General features: G+C 38.1%; 17 protein-coding genes, 1 riboswitch and 1 other annotated feature. Of the genes, 16 read left to right on the plus strand and 1 reads right to left on the minus strand.

Translation table 11 applies throughout. The features are described 5' to 3' along the window. The first annotated feature begins 20 nt into the window (after window positions 1–20). From V7138_RS04470 to pheT, 4 genes are all read left to right on the plus strand, one after another. Complete coding sequence (locus tag V7138_RS04470) at window positions 21–770, plus strand: TrmH family RNA methyltransferase (protein WP_335394552.1); 750 nt, start codon at window positions 21–23, stop codon at window positions 768–770. Between the two features lie 42 nt (window positions 771–812). Continuing rightward, window positions 813–1,490 carry a YwaF family protein gene (locus V7138_RS04475; protein WP_335394839.1) on the plus strand — a complete coding sequence of 226 codons (678 nt, stop codon included), beginning with the start codon at window positions 813–815 and terminating at the stop codon, window positions 1,488–1,490. 61 nt (window positions 1,491–1,551) lie between these two features. Further along, window positions 1,552–1,788, plus strand: a binding site (T-box leader). 233 nt (window positions 1,789–2,021) lie between these two features. Then, a complete protein-coding gene (pheS, locus tag V7138_RS04480; RefSeq protein ID WP_335394553.1) occupies window positions 2,022–3,056 on the plus strand; it encodes a phenylalanine--tRNA ligase subunit alpha in 1,035 nt (344 codons plus the stop codon). A 15-nt stretch (window positions 3,057–3,071) separates the two neighbouring features. After that, window positions 3,072–5,486 carry a phenylalanine--tRNA ligase subunit beta gene (gene pheT / locus V7138_RS04485; protein WP_335394554.1) on the plus strand — a complete coding sequence of 805 codons (2,415 nt, stop codon included), beginning with the start codon at window positions 3,072–3,074 and terminating at the stop codon, window positions 5,484–5,486. Between the two features lie 31 nt (window positions 5,487–5,517). On the opposite strand, the gene rnhC is transcribed toward pheT, so the two are convergent. Further along, the gene (gene rnhC, locus V7138_RS04490; protein ID WP_335394555.1) at window positions 5,518–6,450 is read right to left on the minus strand and encodes a ribonuclease HIII; all 933 of its coding nucleotides are present in this window, start codon (window positions 6,448–6,450) and stop codon (window positions 5,518–5,520) included. 133 nt (window positions 6,451–6,583) lie between these two features. On the opposite strand from rnhC, the gene zapA reads away from it, so the two are divergent. From zapA to uvrC, 12 genes are all read left to right on the plus strand, one after another. Beyond that, window positions 6,584–6,853, plus strand: a complete 270-nt coding sequence (zapA, locus tag V7138_RS04495; protein ID WP_335394556.1) for a cell division protein ZapA — start codon at window positions 6,584–6,586, stop codon at window positions 6,851–6,853. 6 nt (window positions 6,854–6,859) lie between these two features. Next, window positions 6,860–7,387 carry a CvpA family protein gene (locus V7138_RS04500; RefSeq protein WP_335394557.1) on the plus strand — a complete coding sequence of 176 codons (528 nt, stop codon included), beginning with the start codon at window positions 6,860–6,862 and terminating at the stop codon, window positions 7,385–7,387. Between the two features lie 125 nt (window positions 7,388–7,512). Beyond that, window positions 7,513–9,231, plus strand: coding sequence for a DNA polymerase/3'-5' exonuclease PolX (gene polX / locus V7138_RS04505; protein ID WP_335394558.1), 1,719 nt, complete (start codon window positions 7,513–7,515; stop codon window positions 9,229–9,231). 55 nt (window positions 9,232–9,286) lie between these two features. Next, entirely contained in the window at window positions 9,287–11,647 is a 2,361-nt protein-coding gene (locus tag V7138_RS04510) for an endonuclease MutS2 (RefSeq protein WP_335394559.1), read from the plus strand. Window positions 11,648–11,686: 39 nt separating this feature from the next. Next, window positions 11,687–12,106, plus strand: coding sequence for a DUF350 domain-containing protein (locus V7138_RS04515; protein WP_335394560.1), 420 nt, complete (start codon window positions 11,687–11,689; stop codon window positions 12,104–12,106). Between the two features lie 277 nt (window positions 12,107–12,383). After that, a complete protein-coding gene (locus V7138_RS04520) occupies window positions 12,384–14,072 on the plus strand; it encodes a long-chain-fatty-acid--CoA ligase (protein ID WP_335394561.1) in 1,689 nt (562 codons plus the stop codon). A 206-nt stretch (window positions 14,073–14,278) separates the two neighbouring features. Then, window positions 14,279–14,869, plus strand: coding sequence for a TetR/AcrR family transcriptional regulator (locus tag V7138_RS04525; protein WP_335394562.1), 591 nt, complete (start codon window positions 14,279–14,281; stop codon window positions 14,867–14,869). 51 nt (window positions 14,870–14,920) lie between these two features. Continuing rightward, window positions 14,921–15,694, plus strand: a complete 774-nt coding sequence (locus V7138_RS04530; protein WP_335394563.1) for an enoyl-CoA hydratase — start codon at window positions 14,921–14,923, stop codon at window positions 15,692–15,694. 76 nt (window positions 15,695–15,770) lie between these two features. Next, window positions 15,771–16,547, plus strand: a complete 777-nt coding sequence (locus V7138_RS04535; RefSeq protein ID WP_335394564.1) for an electron transfer flavoprotein subunit beta/FixA family protein — start codon at window positions 15,771–15,773, stop codon at window positions 16,545–16,547. Between the two features lie 76 nt (window positions 16,548–16,623). Beyond that, the gene (locus V7138_RS04540; RefSeq protein WP_335394565.1) at window positions 16,624–17,601 is read left to right on the plus strand and encodes an electron transfer flavoprotein subunit alpha/FixB family protein; all 978 of its coding nucleotides are present in this window, start codon (window positions 16,624–16,626) and stop codon (window positions 17,599–17,601) included. 423 nt (window positions 17,602–18,024) lie between these two features. After that, window positions 18,025–18,339, plus strand: coding sequence for a thioredoxin (gene trxA, locus V7138_RS04545; RefSeq protein ID WP_335394566.1), 315 nt, complete (start codon window positions 18,025–18,027; stop codon window positions 18,337–18,339). Between the two features lie 151 nt (window positions 18,340–18,490). Beyond that, window positions 18,491–20,263, plus strand: a complete 1,773-nt coding sequence (uvrC, locus tag V7138_RS04550; protein ID WP_335394567.1) for an excinuclease ABC subunit UvrC — start codon at window positions 18,491–18,493, stop codon at window positions 20,261–20,263. Window positions 20,264–20,330: 67 nt separating this feature from the next. After that, a riboswitch (Lysine riboswitch) is annotated at window positions 20,331–20,507 on the plus strand. The last annotated feature ends 74 nt before the right edge of the window (window positions 20,508–20,581 follow it).

Here is a 20,581-nt window from a genome sequence, read left to right on the forward strand (position 1 = left end):
AAAAAGGAGCAATTAGTAACTTGAAGCGAATTGAATCAAATAAAAATCCCCAAATCAAACAATGGAAAAAACTACATACCAAAAAAGAACGTGATAAAATGGGAACCTTCCTGATTGAGGGATTTCATTTAGTCGAAGAGGCTCTAAAAAGTAATGTTAATATAAGAGAATTAATCATAAGTGAAACAATAGACATCCCATCAATCTGGAATATAGATCATTTATCGATTACGATTGTGACCGAAAAAATAATGAAGGAAATAAGTGATACGGATACCTCACAGGGAGTTGCTGCTATTTGTGAACAGTATACTGTTCAGGAAGGCGGAATGGTTTCGAAGGTATTATTAGTAGATGCAGTCCAGGACCCTGGTAATCTTGGAACCATGATTCGGACTGCAGATGCAGCTGGCATCGATGCTGTGATCGTTGGTGAAGGAAGCGTTGATGTCTACAATTCGAAGGTGATTCGTTCGACACAGGGATCGATTTTTCATATACCTATAATAAAAGCAAATTTACATGAAATGATTGATCAACTTAAGCGAAGTGGAATTAAAGTTTACGGAACATCTTTAAAAAATGCAGTTGACTATAAACAGGCTTCTGTGCAGGATTCCTTTGCTATACTGGTCGGAAATGAAGGAAATGGGGTAGACCCTGAATTATTAGAGAAAACCGATCAAAATCTCTATATCCCAATCTACGGAAAAAGCGAGTCATTAAATGTTGCTGTAGCAGCGGGGATTTTACTTTATCATTTGCGTTAAATAGGGGGGAGTAAAATAAACGACTATTTTGGGGGTTCGATTATAGGTGAACCGTTTCATTGGTTATCTTTTTCGCATGTTGTGATGTTTGGCCTGCTTATCGTCTCGGGTGTTCTGTTATTTCTTTTTAGGGCAAGAGTCAAAAAAGGAAATTCGGTTATTCGCTATACAATCGCGATATTTCTATTAATTAGTGAGTTATCCCTTTATCTTTGGTACGTGAATACGGGAGTATGGGATCCGATTGATTCCCTGCCATTTCAGCTTTGCTCAATTTCATTGTTTTTAAGTATCATCATGCTTATCACGCGAAGTTATTTATTATTTGAAGTGACCTATTTTTTAGGCATAGGTGGTGCCCTTCAAGCGATGCTTACTCCGGAGCTTGCCTATGACTTTCCGCATTATCGTTATTTTCACTTTTTCCTAGCCCATATCGCGATTATTTTATCAAGCTTATACATGCTTTGGTACGAGAATTATAGACCGACTTTGAAGTCGATTTGGAAGGCATTTGCAGCATTGAATGTCATTGCATTCATCGTTTTTTTCGTTAACAAAGCAACAGGTGGAAACTATATGTTTCTTGCCCGAAAACCAATGAACCCGAGCCTAATCGACTTTCTTGGTCCATACCCGTGGTATATCTTATCCTTAGAAGTAGTCGCATTAATCATGTTTTTTATTCTCTATCTCCCCTTTTTAAGTAAAAAGAATTAAAATGGGTTTGATTTGCACCTCGAAGATACGTATAATATAATTTATATGCATTTACATATAGTAAAAAACAATGATAGAGACCAGTAACTTTCCACTCACTATTCAGGGAGAAAATGCCGTGACTGCAAGCATTTTTATAGAAGAAGAAAGTGAATTCACCTCTTGAGTTGGCACTTGGACCGTCTGAGCAAGGACGTAAAGGTGTACCGGCATTTGCCGTTATCGAAACGAAGTGAGCAATTATGAATTTGTAATTGTTAACAAGGGTGGTACCGCGAATCTAAACCTCGTCCCTTTTTTGGGATGGAGGTTTTTTATTTTGTCTTAATGTCTAGCTCCAGGCGCCATCGGCTCGAGGTTACAAGCCAATCACTTCTAAAGGCAAAAAGCGCCTTCTGTCAGTGCTCGTCTTGTGCTTGACTTGCACAGGAAGTGCTGACATCGACGTTCGCCACAGGACGTGGCGGTAATTAGTCGATGTTCCTCAACCCGGGCGCCTTGGGCTTTTCTAAGAAAAAGGAGGAATTATTAATGCAAGAAAGATTACTTGAGCTGAAAGAGGAAGCTCTTGCAAAAGTTGAAGCTGCAACGAATCTTAAAGAATTAAATGATATTCGTGTTGCTTATTTAGGTAAAAAAGGTCCTATTACAGAAGTACTTAGAGGAATGGGCAAGCTATCAGCCGAAGAGCGTCCTAAAATGGGGGCACTTGTTAATGAAGTCAGAGAGCAAATCACTGAAAAATTAACGGCAAGACAAGAACTACTCGAAAAAGCCGAAGTTGAAAAAAAATTAGCATCTGAAACAATCGATGTCACACTTCCAGGAAGACCGATTAAAGTAGGTGGACCACATCCACTTACGAAGGTTATTGAAGAAATTGAAGATTTGTTCCTCGGAATGGGTTATTCCATTGCGGAAGGACCTGAAGTTGAAAAGGATTATTACAATTTCGAAGCATTAAATTTACCGAAAGATCACCCAGCAAGGGATATGCAGGATTCATTTTATATTACAGAGGATATTCTCCTTCGTACTCAAACATCTCCAGTTCAAGCGAGAACAATGGAAAAACATGAAGGGAAAGGCCCTGTAAAAATTATCTGTCCAGGTAAAGTGTACCGCCGTGATAACGACGATGCGACACACTCTCACCAATTCACACAAATTGAAGGATTGGTTGTTGATGAGAACATTCGTATGAGTGATCTTAAGGGGACGTTAAATGCATTTGCGAAAAAGATGTTTGGAGAGGACCGTGAAATCCGTCTGCGCCCAAGCTTTTTCCCATTCACTGAGCCTTCCGTAGAGATGGATATCTCTTGCTTTAAGTGTGGAGGGGATGGCTGTAATGTATGTAAGAAAACAGGTTGGATTGAAATCTTAGGTGCTGGTATGGTTCACCCTAATGTACTTGAAATGTCAGGTTTTGATTCAAAGAAATATACAGGATTTGCGTTCGGTATGGGCCCAGAGCGTATTGCAATGTTGAAATATGGTATTGATGATATTCGTCATTTATACACGAATGATAATCGTTTCATCAAACAATTTAATCGGGCTTAAGGAGGGAATAAGACAATGTTTGTTTCATATAAATGGTTACAGGAATACGTTGATTTATCAGGAGTAACAGCAGAAGAATTAGCAGAAAAAATTACGAGAAGCGGAATTGAAGTAGAAGGTGTCGATCATTTAGGAGAAGGCATTAGCGGGATTGTCGTAGGTCACGTATTAGAATGTGAGCAGCATCCAAATGCCGACAAATTAAATAAATGTCTTGTTGATCTAGGTGAAGATGAGCCTGTTCAAATTATTTGCGGTGCACCAAACGTTGCTAAAGGCCAGAAGGTCGTAGTCGCAAAGGTAGGGGCTGTCTTACCGGGTAATTTTAAAATCAAAAAGGCAAAGCTTCGTGGCGAAGAATCAAATGGGATGATTTGTTCTCTACAAGAACTCGGTTTTGAATCAAAGCTTGTTTCAAAGGAATATGCGGAAGGAATCTTTGTTTTCCCACATGATGTTGAGCCAGGAACAGACGCTATTACTCAATTAAATCTTGATGATAAAGTTCTTGAGTTAGGATTAACACCTAATCGTGCTGATGCTATGAGTATGATGGGGGTTGCTTATGAGGTTGCGGCTATTTTAGGAAAAGACGTAAAACTCCCACAACCCAAAGTGACAACTTCAGAGGAAAAAGCAGAAGACTATATTTCAATTTCAGTAGAAGCCAAAGAAGACAATCCATTATATGTAGCACGAGTAGTGAAGGACGTAAAAATAGGTCCATCCCCATTATGGCTTCAAACACGTCTGATGGCAGAAGGAATCCGTCCTCATAATAATGTTGTCGATATTACAAATTATATTTTATTAGAATATGGTCAACCATTACACGCGTTTGACTATGATCGTCTAGATTCTAAAGAAATTCTCATAAGACGTGCGAATAACGGAGAAAAGATTACGACATTAGATAATGCAGAGCGTACCTTGACCAATGAGCATCTTGTAATTACTAATGGAACAGTTCCAGTGGCACTTGCGGGTGTAATGGGTGGAGCAAATTCTGAAGTAAAAAACGACACAACAACTGTATTAATCGAGTCTGCTTATTTTACAGGCAGCACAATTCGTAGGTCATCTAAAGATCATGGTTTACGAAGTGAAGCTAGTGCTCGTTTTGAAAAAGGAATTGATCCAAACCGCACTCGAGAAGCTGCAGACCGTGCGGCTGAGCTTATGGCTGAGCTTGCAGGCGGTGTTGTTCTTGATGGTGCAGTTGCAGTCGACAATCTTGACATTCAACCTGTGAATGTTTCCGTAACACTTGAGAGAATCAACAAAGTACTAGGAACTGCCATTTCAAAAGAAACAGTAGAAGAGATTTTCACAAATCTAAAATTCTCATTTACTGTTGATAACGACAAATTCCTTGTTACTGTACCGACTCGCAGACCGGACATTACAATTGAAGAAGATCTAATCGAGGAAGTAGCACGTTTATATGGATATGATGAATTACCAACAACTCTTCCAGTTGGAGAATCAAATCCTGGCAGATTAACGAATTACCAAGCAAAGCGCCGCATAGTAAGAAGATATTTAGAGGGTGTTGGATTATATCAAAGCATCACATATTCACTTACAAGTGCTGAAAAAGTAAATAGATATGCGCTCGAACGAAGTGAGCCAATTCGTTTGGCTATGCCGATGAGTGAGGAACGTAGTCTATTAAGATTAAGCGTACTTCCACACTTATTAGAGGTTGTGTCACATGATCTTGCACGTCAAATTGATAGTGTAGCAACTTATGAAACGGGCTCTGTATTCATTACCAGACCGAACCAAGAACTGCCAGACGAAAAGGAACACTTAGCGATTGCTCTTACTGGTTCATGGTTATCACCAACATGGCAAGGAGAGAAAAAAGCAGTAGACTTCTATGTGGTAAAAGGAATTTTAGAAGGACTTTTTGAAAAGCTAGGTCTTGAAAACCGAACATCATTCCTACAAGCAAGAGTGGAAGGGATGCATCCTGGACGTACAGCTGCCGTGTTATTAGATAACAAAGAAATTGGATTTATTGGTCAAGTTCATCCAACTATCCAAAAGGACTTAGATTTAACGCCAACTTATGTGGCGGAATTATCATTGAAGGATGTACTGGAAGCAGATGTAGAAGAAATCCTTTATCAACCAATTCCACGATTCCCGTCTATGACTCGTGACATTGCACTTGTTGTAGATCAATCAGTGGCTGCAGGTGACATGAAGCAAGTTATTATTGAAGCAGGTGGTAAGCTACTTCGCGATGTTACAATCTTTGACCTTTATGAAGGAGAGCGTATGGAACCTGGTAAAAAGTCAGTTGCATACTCAATCAAGTATTTTGATCCTGATCGCACCTTAACTGAGGAAGAAGTAACGAAAGCGCATGATAAAGTCTTAAAAGCTGTTGCTGAAAAATTCAATGCAACATTGCGTTCATAAAAAAATGGAGTGGGCTTTTGCCCACTCCTGTTTAGATTCCAGCTATTTTCTTTGCCTTTTCTGTATTGGCAAAATGAAGCTTAGTAAAATGGCGTAGCGCTCCTATTCCTAGCTTTTTGATAAGTTTAGCTGCAACTACATCCACTTGCGCTCCAGCACCTTTTTTTAATTCAAGTCCAGCCTCTTCACTTAGCTTGTCAAACTCTTTAATGAAAGCATATCTGGCTATGATTGAGGCAGCAGCAACTGAAAGATGGACACCTTCTGCCTTCGTACTGAAATATACATGATCCTTAATGATTTCTTTTTGACCAGATAAATGCTTAAAATACACATCAGGAACAGCAAATTGATCGATTAAAATACCATCTGGAGCAGCGGGAGCAATTTTTCTTAGTACATGCCCAATTGCCTGATTATGTAACAATGCCTTCATTTTTCCTTGAGTCATACCTTTTGCTTGAAGCTCATTGTATTTTTCATTATGTAAAATTAATAGGCTATATGGAATCACATGAATAATCGATTCAGCTATCTCACAAATTTGTTTGTCATTAAGATCTTTTGAATCCTTTACCCCAAGTTCCTTCAATAAAGCAAATTTATCACTAGAAACATAAGCAGCAACGACTGTCATTGGGCCAAAATAATCACCAGTCCCAACTTCATCAGAACCGATCATTGATAAGGTTCCGATATTAGGTGGTAAGCCGCTATTTTTTGGAACAGGTTTCCTTGTAGAAGTAGTAGTTGTCACTTCCGAGTTACCCCATTTTTGGGCTTCGCTTGTAGCGCTATTACCTTGAAACAATACTTTCCCAGACTTATATGCTGTAATGGTACAGCTTGGAAGTTTGGCAACAAATACTCCACCCTGTGGAATTTTATCCTGCAATTGACTTTTATAATGCGTCTTCATCTTTTCAATCGTTTTTAGGGTACATTTTAATACAGCATTAGACAAAAATAACAACCCCTACTTAAAATTAGATTAAAATCTACATATTCTATCATAACGTTTGTTGAGATTTCTTTCCATAAATATCGTGTTCATGGTATTATTATCAATAGGATTGACTAGAATGGAGGCCAACTACTTGTCACAGCCACAAAAAACAAGAACAACTGTAGATATATATGGGCAGCAATATTCGATTATCGGTTCTGAGAGCACAAGCCATATACGCCTTGTGGCCTCAATTGTTGATGATAAAATGAGAGAAATAAGCAGTAAAAATTCTACACTTGATATTAATAAATTAGCAGTATTAACAGCGGTTAATATTGTTCATGAACATTTAAAATTAAAAGAAGAATATGAAGAGCTTGAAAAACGTTTAGAACAAGCAAAAAATGAAAAGGATTGACGTGATATGTTCGATTTAGTCTTAATAATCATCCTTGTAATGGGATTCTTAATAGGTTTAAGAAGAGGATTTATCCTTCAAATCGTTCATCTTACTGGATTTATTGTTGCATTTATCGTTGCGTACCTCTATTATGATGAACTTATGCCAAAATTAATATTATGGATACCCTATCCAACATTCGGTGACGCTGAAACAATGAGGTTTTTATTTGAGGGTACAAATTTAGAAACAGCTTATTACCGTGCCATTGCCTTTGCCATTATTTTCTTTGCAACAAAGTTTCTATGGCAAATCATTGGTTCAATGCTTGATTTCCTTGCAAATCTACCAATTTTAAAACAAATCAATGGTTTGGGTGGCGGTTTACTAGGCTTTGTTGAAGTGTACTTAATTGTATTTATCGTGCTTTATATCGGCGCACTACTTCCGGTAGAAGTTGTTCAATCGAATCTCAATGATTCATTTATGGCTAAAATGATTGTCCAACATACACCATTCTTTACCGGTAAAATTAAGGAAATGTGGATCTAACTTCTCTCTTATAGAGAAGTTTTTTTTATGAACTAGACAAGGAAACCCACAATTAGTGACTTTTTTGCAAAAAATCTGTATCATTTTGGATAGATAAACGTATGGAATATAGGTAGGTGGTAACTATGACAATTAATAAAAAGGATGTAATCCGTCTTTTAGAAACAATTGCAATTTATATGGAATTAAAAGGGGACAACCCATTTAAAATATCAGCCTTTCGAAAAGCAGCAGCAGCCCTGGAAAATGATGAACGAAGCTTATCGACAATCGAGGATTTCACGGCATTACCTGGCATCGGCAAGGGTACAGGAGCGGTGATTACAGAATATATCGAAACAGGAGAATCAACCGTATTAAATGAATTAAAAGAAAAAGTACCAGAAGGCCTCATCCCTTTACTTAATTTGCCGGGCCTAGGTGGTAAAAAAATAGCTAAGCTTTATCAAGAACTAGGTATTGAGGATATGGAAATGCTAAAACAAGCATGCCTAAATGAAAAAATTCAAAATTTAGCAGGTTTCGGAAAGAAAACAGAAGAAAAAATACTCGCTTCTATTGAGGAATATGGCAAACGACCAGATCGCCTGCCGATTGCATTAATGCTTGCACTTGCTGAAGAAATCGAGGAACAGCTTCGTGCGATGGAAGGAATCGTGACATTCTCACGTGCCGGCAGTCTCCGCCGTATGAGAGAAACAATAAAAGATCTTGATTTTATTATTGCAACCAATGATCCTGAAAAAGTAAGGGAACAGCTTTTACAATTAAACGGGATAAATGGAATCATTGCAAGTGGCGATACAAAGGTTTCTGTGCAAATTTCTTACAGCTATGACATTTCAGTCGATTTTCGTCTTGTGAAACCCCATGAGTTTGCAACCACCCTTCATCATTTTACGGGAAGCAAAGAACATAATGTGAGAATGAGACAATTAGCAAAAGAACGTGGTGAAAAAATTAGTGAGTATGGTGTTGAAAACAGTGAAACGGGTGAAATAAAAACATTTGAATCAGAAGAGGAATTTTATCACTATTTTGGTCTTACCTTCATCCCACCAGAGCTTAGAGAGGATGGCTCTGAAGTAGAAGCATTCCAACAGAAAATTGAACATATTCACCTCGAAGATATACAAGGTGACCTCCATTTGCATACATCTTGGAGTGATGGTGCCTATACAATCGAAGAGATGGTGGAGGCATGCAGGGAAAAAGGCTATCGCTATATGGCGATTACAGACCATTCCCAATACTTACGTGTGGCAAACGGACTTACACCAGAGCGTTTACTAGAACAACACAAAGAAATTAAACGATTAAATGAAAAATATGATGATTTCACGATATTTACCGGTGTTGAAATGGATATCCTGCCAGATGGTAGACTTGATTATGATGACGAGATCATTAGGGAAGTTGATGTAGTGATTGCATCCATTCATTCTAGCTTCTCACAGCCTAGAGAAAAAATTATGGAGCGCTTAAAAACGGCTTTAGAAAATCTACATGTCGATATCATTGCACACCCTACAGGAAGGATCATCGGGCGCAGAAAAGGCTATGACGTTGATGTAGATATGTTAATTGAACTAGCAAAGGAAACGAATACGGCTTTAGAATTAAATGCAAATTTGAATAGATTGGACCTTTCTTCAGAATATATTAAAAAGGCCCAAGAAAAGGGTGTAAAGCTGGTCATTAACACAGATGCGCATAATATGGACATGCTAGAGGATATGGGCTATGGCGTTTCAGCTGCAATAAAAGGGTGGATTAAAAAGGAAAATGTCATTAATACATGGGATAAAGATGAACTAATCGCTTATTTAAAACGAAATTTTTAGAATTTATAAGAATCCTTTATGTTAATAGCAGTTGGTGCAAGAAGGGAGTTACAGCATGCAACCACGAGTTTTAAAAGTACTAGAGTTTGATAAAGTAAAGGAGCAGCTCAAGCAACATGTCTCCTCTTCATTGGGAAGAGAAAAAGTAGATAAAATGACACCATCTACAGATGTAGAAGAGGTTATTTTTCTACAGGAACAAACAGATGAAGCTGCTAAGGTATTGCGATTAAAAGGGAATGTTCCACTAGGTGGTTTAACAGATATCAGAGCTTCTATTAAACGTGCTAGCATTGGTGGAGCTCTAAACACGATGGAGCTATTAGATATTGCAGGCACTATTTATGCTGGCCGGCAAATGAAGAAATTTATTGAAGGCATGATTGAGGATGATATTCTTCTACCAATACTAGGGGAACTGATCACAAGCATTACTCCATTATTTGAACTTGAACAAAAAATAAAAAACTGTATTGATGATAATGGAGTTGTACTAGATGGTGCGAGTGACAAATTACGTGGAATCCGTGTGCAGCTCCGCAGTAGTGAAGCGAGAATTAGGGAAAAGCTTGAGCATATAATTCGTTCATCATCCGCTCAAAAAACACTCTCGGATGCGATTATTACGATTCGTAATGATCGTTATGTGATCCCAGTAAAACAAGAATACCGCGGAACATATGGTGGTATCGTACATGACCAATCTTCATCAGGTGCAACATTGTTCATTGAACCACAATCAGTGGTCGAGCTTAATAATGTATTGCAAGAGGCCAGGATGAAAGAAAAACAAGAAATCGATCGTATTTTACTCGAATTATCAAATGAAGTAGCAGCTGAAGGAGAATCACTCTATCAAAATGTAGAGACACTTGGAGAGCTCGACTTTATGTTCACAAAAGCAAGCTACAGTATAAGAGTAAAAGGTTCGAAACCGATTATTAATGGAAATGGTTATGCGTTAATCAAAAAAGGCCGTCACCCATTAATAGACCCACAAGAAGTTGTTCCAAATGATATTGAGATAGGTAAGGATTATACGACAATCGTTATCACGGGTCCAAATACAGGTGGTAAAACCGTTACGTTAAAAACTATAGGGTTATTAACGATAATGGCGCAATCAGGTCTGCAAATTCCTGCGCAGGAAGAGTCTGAGATAGCTGTGTTTGAATCAGTATATGCAGATATCGGGGACGAACAATCGATTGAACAAAGCTTAAGCACGTTTTCATCACATATGGTAAATATTGTTGATATTTTAAAACATGTTGATGAAAAGAGTTTAGTCTTATTTGATGAATTAGGTGCAGGAACCGATCCGCAGGAAGGTGCCGCACTTGCTATCTCCATTCTGGATGAAGTCTATAATCGTGGTGCTAGGGTAATCGCAACAACCCATTACCCAGAGCTTAAGGCATATGGATACAACCGAGAAGGAGTTATTAATGCAAGTGTCGAATTTGACATTGAAACATTGAGCCCGACCTATAAGCTATTAATTGGAGTTCCAGGTCGAAGTAATGCATTTGAAATTTCGAAACGTCTTGGACTTTCAGACTCAATCATCTATGCTGCCAAAAGTCATATTAGCTCTGAAACGAATACGGTTGAAAATATGATTGCCTCCTTGGAAAAAAGTAAAAAGGACGCGGAGCAAGAACTTGATGAAGCAGAGGATATCCGCAGACAAGCTCAAAAGCTTCATAAGCAGCTACAAGAGCAAATCATCGAATTCAACGAACAGCGGGATAAGCTATATGAAAAAGCGGAGCAAAAAGCAGCCGAAACAATTGAACATGCAAAAGCAGAAGCAGAAGAAGTCATTCGTGAATTGCGAAAAATGAAACTTGAGCAACAGTCACTTGTAAAAGAACATCAACTAATTGATGCAAAAAAACGCTTAGAAAACGCTGTGCCAAAGCTTACTGAAAAAACGGGCAAACAATCTGTCATAACGAAAACGAAAAGAAAGCTTGTTCCTGGTGACGAAGTAAAAGTGATTAGCCTAAATCAAAAGGGACATTTACTTGAAAAGGCAGGAAGTAATGATTGGCAGGTCCAAATCGGGATTTTAAAGATGAAAGTAAAAGAAAAAGATCTCGAATACGTGAGTAGCCCGAAACCAGTGGAAACAAAGCCATTGGCAACAGTAAGGGGGAAAGATTACCATGTAAGCCTCGAGCTTGACTTACGTGGTGAGCGTTATGAAGATGCATTAGTAAGAGTGGAAAAATATATCGATGATGCATTGCTAGCGGGATATCCACGTGTTTCTATCATCCATGGAAAAGGTACAGGTGCATTAAGGCAAGGGGTTCAAGAATACTTAAAAAATCACCGTTCCGTAAAATCAACAAGATTTGGGGAAGCCGGAGAAGGTGGAACAGGGGTTACCGTTGTAGAATTAAAATAACTTGAAATGCTGTGTAATCTCTAATAGGGAGAGAAGATGATGGATCAATTTTGGGATAATGAATATGTGTTAACAGCGGCTAATTACAGTGTCGTTATACTGTGTATGGTTCTGTTTATGGCCATATTTGAATTGGTTACCAAATATAAAAATTGGGAAGAAATCCAAAATGGTAACCTTTCAGTCGCAATGGCAACAGGAGGGAAAATCTTTGGAATCGCAAATATATTTCGATATTCCATCCAAAATCATGACTCCTTATTCGTCATGATTGGTTGGGGTGTATTTGGATTCTTTCTCCTTCTTGTCGGCTACTTTATTTTTGAATTTTTAACTCCAAAGTTCAACATCGATGTTGAATTACAACAAGATAATCGCGCAGTAGGATTCATATCCATGATAATTTCGGTTGGACTCTCTTATGTAATCGGCGCAGGGATTGGAAATGGTGGTTTTTAAATATGGAAAAGCTTGCGAAAATTTTGTTAGTTGTAAGTGGAATCTTTGTTATCGTCGGAATATTGTATTTGGTTTTATAATGTAAGGGGCTGATCTGGGGAACCATCAGCCCTATTCTTTTGTCGTAAATTCGTAGTAAACTTACAACAACATTCCTGAATGTAATTGTCACGGAATATTCAATATACTATAATGGCTATAAATGGTTTGAAAATTCAAACCGACTTCTGAATACGACTTCGTATTCCCAAAACAATTTTTATAAGGGGGTTATAAGATGGAGTTAGAAAGGCCGTGGTTAGCTAATTACCCAGAGGAAATTCCACATGAACTTGAATACGAGAGCATACCGATACAAACGTATTTGAAACGGACAGCAAACGAATATCCTCAAAAAGTTGCAGTTCATTTCCAAGGTAAAGAATTAACTTTTTCGCAGGTGTACGAAGAATCTTTGAAGCTTGCAAACTATTTAGTGGAGCAAGGCATCAAAAAAGGGGACCGTATCGCTATCATGTTGCCAAACTGTCCACAGGGTGTTATTGCCTATTACGGTGTTTTATTTTCCGGTGCAATTGTAGTCCAGACCAACCCTTTGTACACAGAAAGAGAACTTGAATATCATCTAAAGGACTCAGGCTCGAAAGCAATCATTACTTTGGATATCCTTTTTCCACGCGTCTCAAAAGTGAAAGCGCTAACACAACTTGAGCATATCATTATAACAGAAATTAAGGATTATCTACCTTTCCCCAAAAATTTGATATATCCTTTCATTCAAAAGAAACAATATGGTCTTGTTGTAAAAGTTGAACACGAGGGTACAAACCACTTGTTAAGGGAAATTATTAAGAATTCAGAAGCAAAGGCAATCGAACTTGAAATTGACCCCGAAGAAGACCTAGCCTTGTTGCAATATACTGGAGGAACAACCGGTTTTCCAAAGGGAGTAATGTTAACGCATCGAAATTTAGTAGCAAATACAATAATGTGTTCGAAATGGTTGTATAAATGTAAAAAAGGTGAAGAGTCTGTATTAGGCATTCTTCCATTTTTCCATGTATACGGGATGACGACAGTATTAAATCTTTCGATCATGATGGCTTCAAAGATGATCTTAATGCCAAAGTTCGATGTGGATGCTACATTAAAAACGATTCATAAGCAAAAGCCTACTTTATTTCCAGGGGCACCAACTATGTACATTGGGTTATTGAATCATCCCAACCTTCAAAAGTATGATTTATCTTCGATTGATTCATGTATTAGTGGTTCGGCAGCACTCCCACTTGAAGTACAGGAGCAATTTGAAAAAGTGACAGGTGGAAAACTTGTTGAAGGTTATGGTTTATCGGAAGCGTCACCTGTTACACACGCGAATTTGCTTTGGGGACGTCGTGTAAATGGTAGTATTGGATTACCATGGCCAGATACAGATGCAGTTGTGCTATCAATGGAAACGGGTGAGCCTGTCGGATTTGGGGAAATCGGAGAAATTGCAGTAAAAGGACCTCAGGTCATGAAAGGATATTGGAATAAACCAGAGGAGACTCAACGCACATTCCGAGATGGCTGGTTATTAACGGGTGATTTGGGGTATATGGATGAGGACGGATATTTTTATGTGGTAGATCGTAAAAAGGATATGATTATCGCGGGTGGATTTAATATTTACCCAAGAGAGGTTGAGGAAGTCCTTTTTGAGCACGAAAAGGTACAAGAGGCGGTTGTTGCCGGAATTCCTGATCCTTATCGTGGTGAAACGGTAAAGGCTTACGTTGTTTTAAAAGAAGGTCAGCAATGTACGGAAGAAGAACTGGATAGACATTGCCGCAAACATTTAGCTGCATATAAAGTTCCAAGGGTGTATGAATTTAGAAAAGAATTACCTAAAACAATCGTAGGAAAAGTTCTGCGACGAGTATTAGTGGAAGAAGAGAAGGAAAAACTAACAAAAATTAATTAAGAACTAGGATCGATCAGCTCTAAAGTCATCTATGCTTAAACATAAGGTAAGCGATGAGCCATGATGTGAGCCTATGGCTCTTTTTCTTTATAATAAAAAGAGCAAGTAAGAAACATGTCAGGGATAGTCTTGACAGCTGTTTCATTGTGCTTTATTATAGAATTATGAATGACTATTCATTCATTTTTCTGAAAGGAAGTAAGATTTTGAAAAAAACAAAACCAAAATACAAACAAATCATTGACGCAGCGGTAGTTGTTATAGCGGAGAATGGATATCACCAATCCCAAGTCTCGAGAATTGCGAAACAAGCAGGCGTAGCAGATGGTACTATTTATCTTTATTTTAAAAACAAGGAAGATATTCTTGTTTCGTTATTCCACGAAAAAATGGGAGAATTTATTGAAAAAATTGAATCTGAAATAGCAGGAAAATCGACCGCGGCGGAGAAGTTATTAACATTAGTAGAAAAGCATTTTCAGCTTTTATCTGCCGATCATCATCTTGCCATTGTAACGCAGCTTGAATTAAGACAATCAAATAAGGAACTACGTCACCGAATAAATGAAGTCTTAAAAGGATATTTGCGAATGATTGAATCCATTATCCAATTTGGAAAGGAGAACGGGGAGTTTAATCCAAACCTTGATGTCCGTTTGGCAAGACAAATGATATTCGGTTCGATCGATGAAACAGCAACCACTTGGGTGATGAACGAACAAAAATATGATTTATCCGCCTTGGCAAAAGAAGTTCATACCTTATTAGTAAATGGTTGTGGGAAGACACACCTCTAGTAATTTATTAGAGGTGTGTTACATAAATATACATAATTAGGAGGGATGCAGATGGAGTTTTTTAAAGTGAAAATAGATGAGTACATCGCCACTATTAGTTTTAATCGACCTCCAGCAAATGCATTATCGACCGCTGTTTTGAAAGAGCTTACAAGTTTACTGGATGATATTGAGTCTAATGACGATGTTCGAGTTTTGGTTATCCATGGGGAAGGGCGATTCTTCTCTGCTGGGGCTGATATAAAAGAGTTTACGACAATCAAAACTGGTGAAGAATTTTCAAACCTTGCGAGAAAAGGCCAAACCTTATTTGAAAGAATGGAGCGATTCCCAAAACCGATTATTGCAAGTATCCATGGGGCAGCCTTAGGTGGTGGCCTAGAGCTAGCAATGGCATGTCACTTCCGTCTTGTAAGTGAAAAGGCGAAGCTAGGATTACCAGAGTTACAGCTAGGACTTATCCCTGGGTTTGCGGGTACGGCGCGCTTACCTCGCTATGTAGGAGTTGCTAAAGCAGCCCAAATGCTATGGACAAGTGACTCGATAAGTGGTGTAGAAGCCGTCCAATGCGGTTTAGCAAATCAGGCTTTCTCAGAAGAAAAACTACATGAGGAAACGATGGCAATTGCAAAGAAAATTGCTCAAAAAAGCCCTATCTCGATAAAAGCCTCAATTGAATTATTAAACTTAATGAAGAATGAACAATATGAAGCAACAGTTAATCGTGAAGCCGTATTATTCGGTGAAATGTTCGTCTCTGAGGATGGACAAGAGGGAATAACAGCCTTCATTGAAAAACGTCAGCCGACGTTTAAAGGGAAATAATAGAAAAAGGTTTTTAAACGAATTACTAGATTTATAGTTTTATATCATAAAGCCCAAAACCTTAGGAGGGAACCACATGAACATCTTTGTTATTTTAAAAAGAACGTTTGATACAGAAGAAAAAATCGTTGTAAACAATGGACAAATCAGTGAAGATGGTGCTGAATTTATTATTAACCCTTATGACGAATATGCGGTAGAAGAAGCGATTCAGCTTCGTGATGCTAACGGTGGAGAAGTAACGGTTGTAACAGTGGCTACCACTGATGAGGCCGATAAAGAATTACGTACAGCTTTAGCTATGGGTGCTGATAAAGCAGTAATGATTAATACGGAAGATGATCTTGAGGATGGAGATCAATATACAACCGCAAAAATCTTAGCGGAGTATTTAAAAGATAAGGATGCTGACATCATTTTAGGTGGGAACGTTGCAATCGATGGGGGTTCAGGTCAGGTTGGGCCACGTGTTGCAGAGCTACTGGATATTCCTTATGTCACGACCATTACAAAGCTTGAGGTAGATGGATCAAAAGTGACAGTAGTAAGAGACGTTGAAGGTGATTCTGAAGTTATCGAAACATCCTTACCTTTACTTGTTACATGTCAGCAAGGTTTAAATGAACCTCGCTACCCATCTTTACCTGGAATTATGAAAGCGAAGAAAAAACCACTGGATGAGCTTGAGTTAGATGATTTAGATCTTGATGAAGATGATGTAGAAGCTAAAACAAAAACAATTGAAATCTATCTTCCACCTAAGAAAGAAGCTGGTAGAGTGCTAGAAGGTGAATTAGAGGATCAGGTAAAAGAATTAGTGTCACTTCTACACAATGAAGCAAAGGTCGTTTAACCGATTCATTCATATGTCATTGTTTTTGTATCCGATTTCAATATTTTTACTCAACTAATCTAGGGGGTTACGCATAATGTCAAGAAAAGTATTAGTTCTAGGAGAAACTCGTGATGGTGCGTTACGTAACGTATCTTTTGAAGCGATTGCAGCTGGTAAAACAGTTGCAGAAGGCGGAGAGGTAGTAGCAGTTTTAGTTGGAGATTCTGTTAGCTCTTGTGCAAATGAATTGATCCAATATGGTGCAGACAGAGTAATAACTGTAGAAGATGCGAAATTAGGTTCTTATACCCCGGACGGTTATTCACAAGCATTACTAGCTGTTATTGGTGCAGAATCACCTGAAGGTTTAATATTTGGACACACGGCACTAGGTAAAGACTTATCACCCAAAATTGCCAGCAAACTTAATTCTGGTTTAATTTCAGATGTAACTGCAATTGAAAGTGCAGGCGGAAACATTGTCTTTACCCGTCCGATTTATTCCGGTAAAGCATTTGAAAAGAAAATTGTGACAGAAGGATTAATGATTGCAAGTGTTCGTCCAAACAATATTACACCACTAAAAAAAGACGAATCACGTTCTGGAGAAGTCTCTTCTCTATCTGTTGAAATTAAAGATTTACGTACCATTGTGAAGGAAGTTGTTCGTAAGGCAACGGAAGGTGTTGATTTGTCTGAAGCGAAAGTCGTAATTGCAGGTGGACGTGGAGTAAAAAGTGCAGAAGGCTTCGAACCATTAAAAGAATTAGCCACTGTTCTTGGAGGAGCTATCGGTGCTTCACGTGGTGCATGTGATGCGGATTACTGTGACTACTCCCTTCAAATTGGTCAAACTGGTAAGGTGGTAACGCCAGACCTTTATATCGCTTGCGGAATCTCAGGAGCCATTCAGCATTTAGCAGGAATGTCAAACTCGAAAGTAATTGTAGCGATTAACAAAGACCCAGAAGCAAATATCTTCAAGGTTGCAGATTACGGTATCGTTGGCGACCTATTCGAAGTTGTTCCAATGCTAACAGAAGAATTTAAGAAATTAAAAGTAAATGCATAAAAAAAGTTGAAAAATTATTCCATTTTACATTTCATAAAAACATGTTATACTAATCAAGCGATGAGCTGAATTGCATAAGTCGAGATTGACACGCCTTTTGGCAAGGCACTATGTGGAGTGCTGTCTCTCGCCGCAAGACGCAAAAAGACGTCCTTTGGGCGTCTTTTTTTGTTTTATGAACACACCATTGTTGGGACTACATAGTATCCTTTTTTAGATTCATACATAACTGCCTGAAATATGGGGGAAAATGAATATGTCTGACTAAATGTCAAAACTTTCATTTGTCCCTTGATATTCTCGCTTCTAATTCGTGACTTTTTGAACGGTCACTTTTTATGAAGCAAATCATTCGTAAAATGAATATCCAGATGGTATACTCTTGGTAGAATTTCAAAGTTGTTATTTATAGGAGGGGTTAAAATGGCTATAACAAACGTTACTGACCAAAATTTTGACACAGAAACAAAAGAAGGATTAGTACTAGCAGACTTTTGGGCACCTTGGTGTGGACCTTGTAAGATGATTGCTCCAGTATTAGAAGAACTTGATACTGAAATCGGCGACAAAGTAAAAATTGTTAAGCTTGATGTAGACGATAACCAAGAAACTGCAGCTAAGTTTGGCGTTATGAGCATTCCAACTTTACTAGTATTCAAAGACGGTGAAGTAGTTGATAAAGTAGTTGGCTACCAACCAAAAGAAGCATTAGCTGGAAAACTTGCTAACCATTATTAATCACAAAAAAAGCAGCCGCCCGCGGCTGTTTTTTTATTGCCTTTTTTTTCACATACAACTTCTCCATAAAAATGTTACAATATAAGGTACGACTATACTAGACGTCATACACGAAGGTTCATTAGATTTTATGGGAGATGGAGTGGTAAATATGCACGATCATCTTAAAGAAAAATTAGCGATATTACCGGACCAGCCTGGTTGTTATTTAATGAAAGACAGGCAGGGGACCATTATTTATGTGGGAAAAGCAAAAGTGCTAAAGAATCGTGTTCGGTCATATTTTACTGGGTCACATGATGGTAAAACATTGAGACTCGTGAATGAGATTGAAGACTTTGAATATATCGTAACATCTTCAAATATTGAAGCATTGCTACTTGAAATTAACCTAATTAAAAAGCATGATCCGAAATATAATATCATGTTAAAAGATGACAAGACGTATCCTTTTATTAAAATTACGGGTGAAAAACATCCTCGTCTTTTAATTACACGTAAAGTAAAGAAGGATAAAGGAAAGTACTTTGGGCCATACCCAAACGTCCAAGCAGCAAATGAAACAAAAAAGCTGTTAGACCGGATTTATCCATTACGAAAATGTTCCACTCTGCCAGATAAGGTTTGTTTGTATTATCATATCGGACAGTGTCTGGCTCCTTGTGTTAACGAAGTTTCTGATGAAACAAATAAAAAAATGGTTGACGACATCACCCGTTTTCTAAATGGTGGGTATAAGGAAATCAAGGCTGAGTTAACTGAAAGAATGTTAAAGGCTTCTGAAGAACTTGATTTTGAGAGAGCGAAAGAATACCGTGATCAAATCACTAGCATTGAAACAACGATGGAAAAACAGAAGATGACGATGAATGATTTTATTGACCGTGATGTATTTGGTTATTCTTATGATAAAGGGTGGATGTGTGTTCAAGTCTTTTTTATCCGTCAAGGTAAATTAATAGAGCGGGATGTTTCGTTATTCCCGTTTTACAATGAGCCAGAACAAGACTTCCTTACCTTCTTGGGACAATTTTATTTGAAAGAAAACCATTTTAAACCTAAGGAAGTTCTACTACCTAGTACGATTGACCATGAGATTGCGGAGCAATTACTTGAAGTAAAGGTGCAACAGCCTAGTCGCGGAAAGAAAAAACAACTAGTGGACTTAGCAAGGAAAAATGCCAAAATCGCATTAACGGAGAAATTTGCTCTAATTGAACGTGATGAAGAGCGAACCTTTAAGGCTGTTGAAAATTTGGGACAACGATTGGGAATATACACTCCCCATCGAATCGAGGCGTTTGATAATTCCAATATCCAAGGAACAGATCCTGTTTCAGCTATGATCGTTTTCACGGATGGAAAACCTGATAAAAAAGAATATAGAAAATATAAAATAAAATCGGTAAAAGGTCCTGATGATTACGAATCAATGAGGGAGGTCACTCGGAGACGTTATAGTCGTGCTCTTAAAGAAAACCTTCCATTACCCGACTTAATTATCATTGATGGAGGAAAAGGTCATCTCGCAGCTGTTAGAGATATTTTAGAAAATGAATTAGGTTTAGACATCCCGTTAGCAGGACTTGCGAAGGATGATAAGCACAGGACTTCAGAGCTTTTGATTGGAGACCCACCCCAAATTGTGGAATTGCCAAGAAATAGTCAGGAGTTTTACCTTCTACAACGGATTCAGGATGAAGTACACCGTTTTGCGATTACATTCCATCGCCAAGTGCGAGGAAAAAGTGCTTTTCAATCAGTCCTTGATGATATTCCTGGGGTTGGCGAAAAACGGAAGAAAGCCTTACTCAAGCACTTTGGTTCAATTAAGAAAATGAAGGAAGCAAGTATTGAGGAAATTCAACAAGCGAATATTCCGCGACTGACTGCAGAAGCCATCTTTGACAAATTAAAGGAATAGTCGTTGCTATTTTGAAAATACTCTGATATAATCCTAACTAATATAATATTACACTTCAATACGTTGAAGTGATGATAGAGGTGCGAGCTTTATCAGTATGCAATGGGAGGGGAATGAGACCCTATGATTATTGCAGAAAGGAAAGTTCGCCGAAGTGAAAAAAGTGCTCATACCTTTTTTTGCTGGTCTTATGTTTAAGAGACGTAAGATTGTCAAGATGTTATCTTGGAGAGCTATCTCACGATGTGACACGTTTTTGTTTACGTATATCACAGCAATGAGATTATCTCATTGCTGTTTTTTATTTTATTCAACTGA

Origin of the sequence: Bacillus sp. JJ1533 (assembly GCF_036965045.1) — a bacterium.
Taxonomy (GTDB): domain Bacteria; phylum Bacillota; class Bacilli; order Bacillales; family Bacillaceae_L; genus Ferdinandcohnia.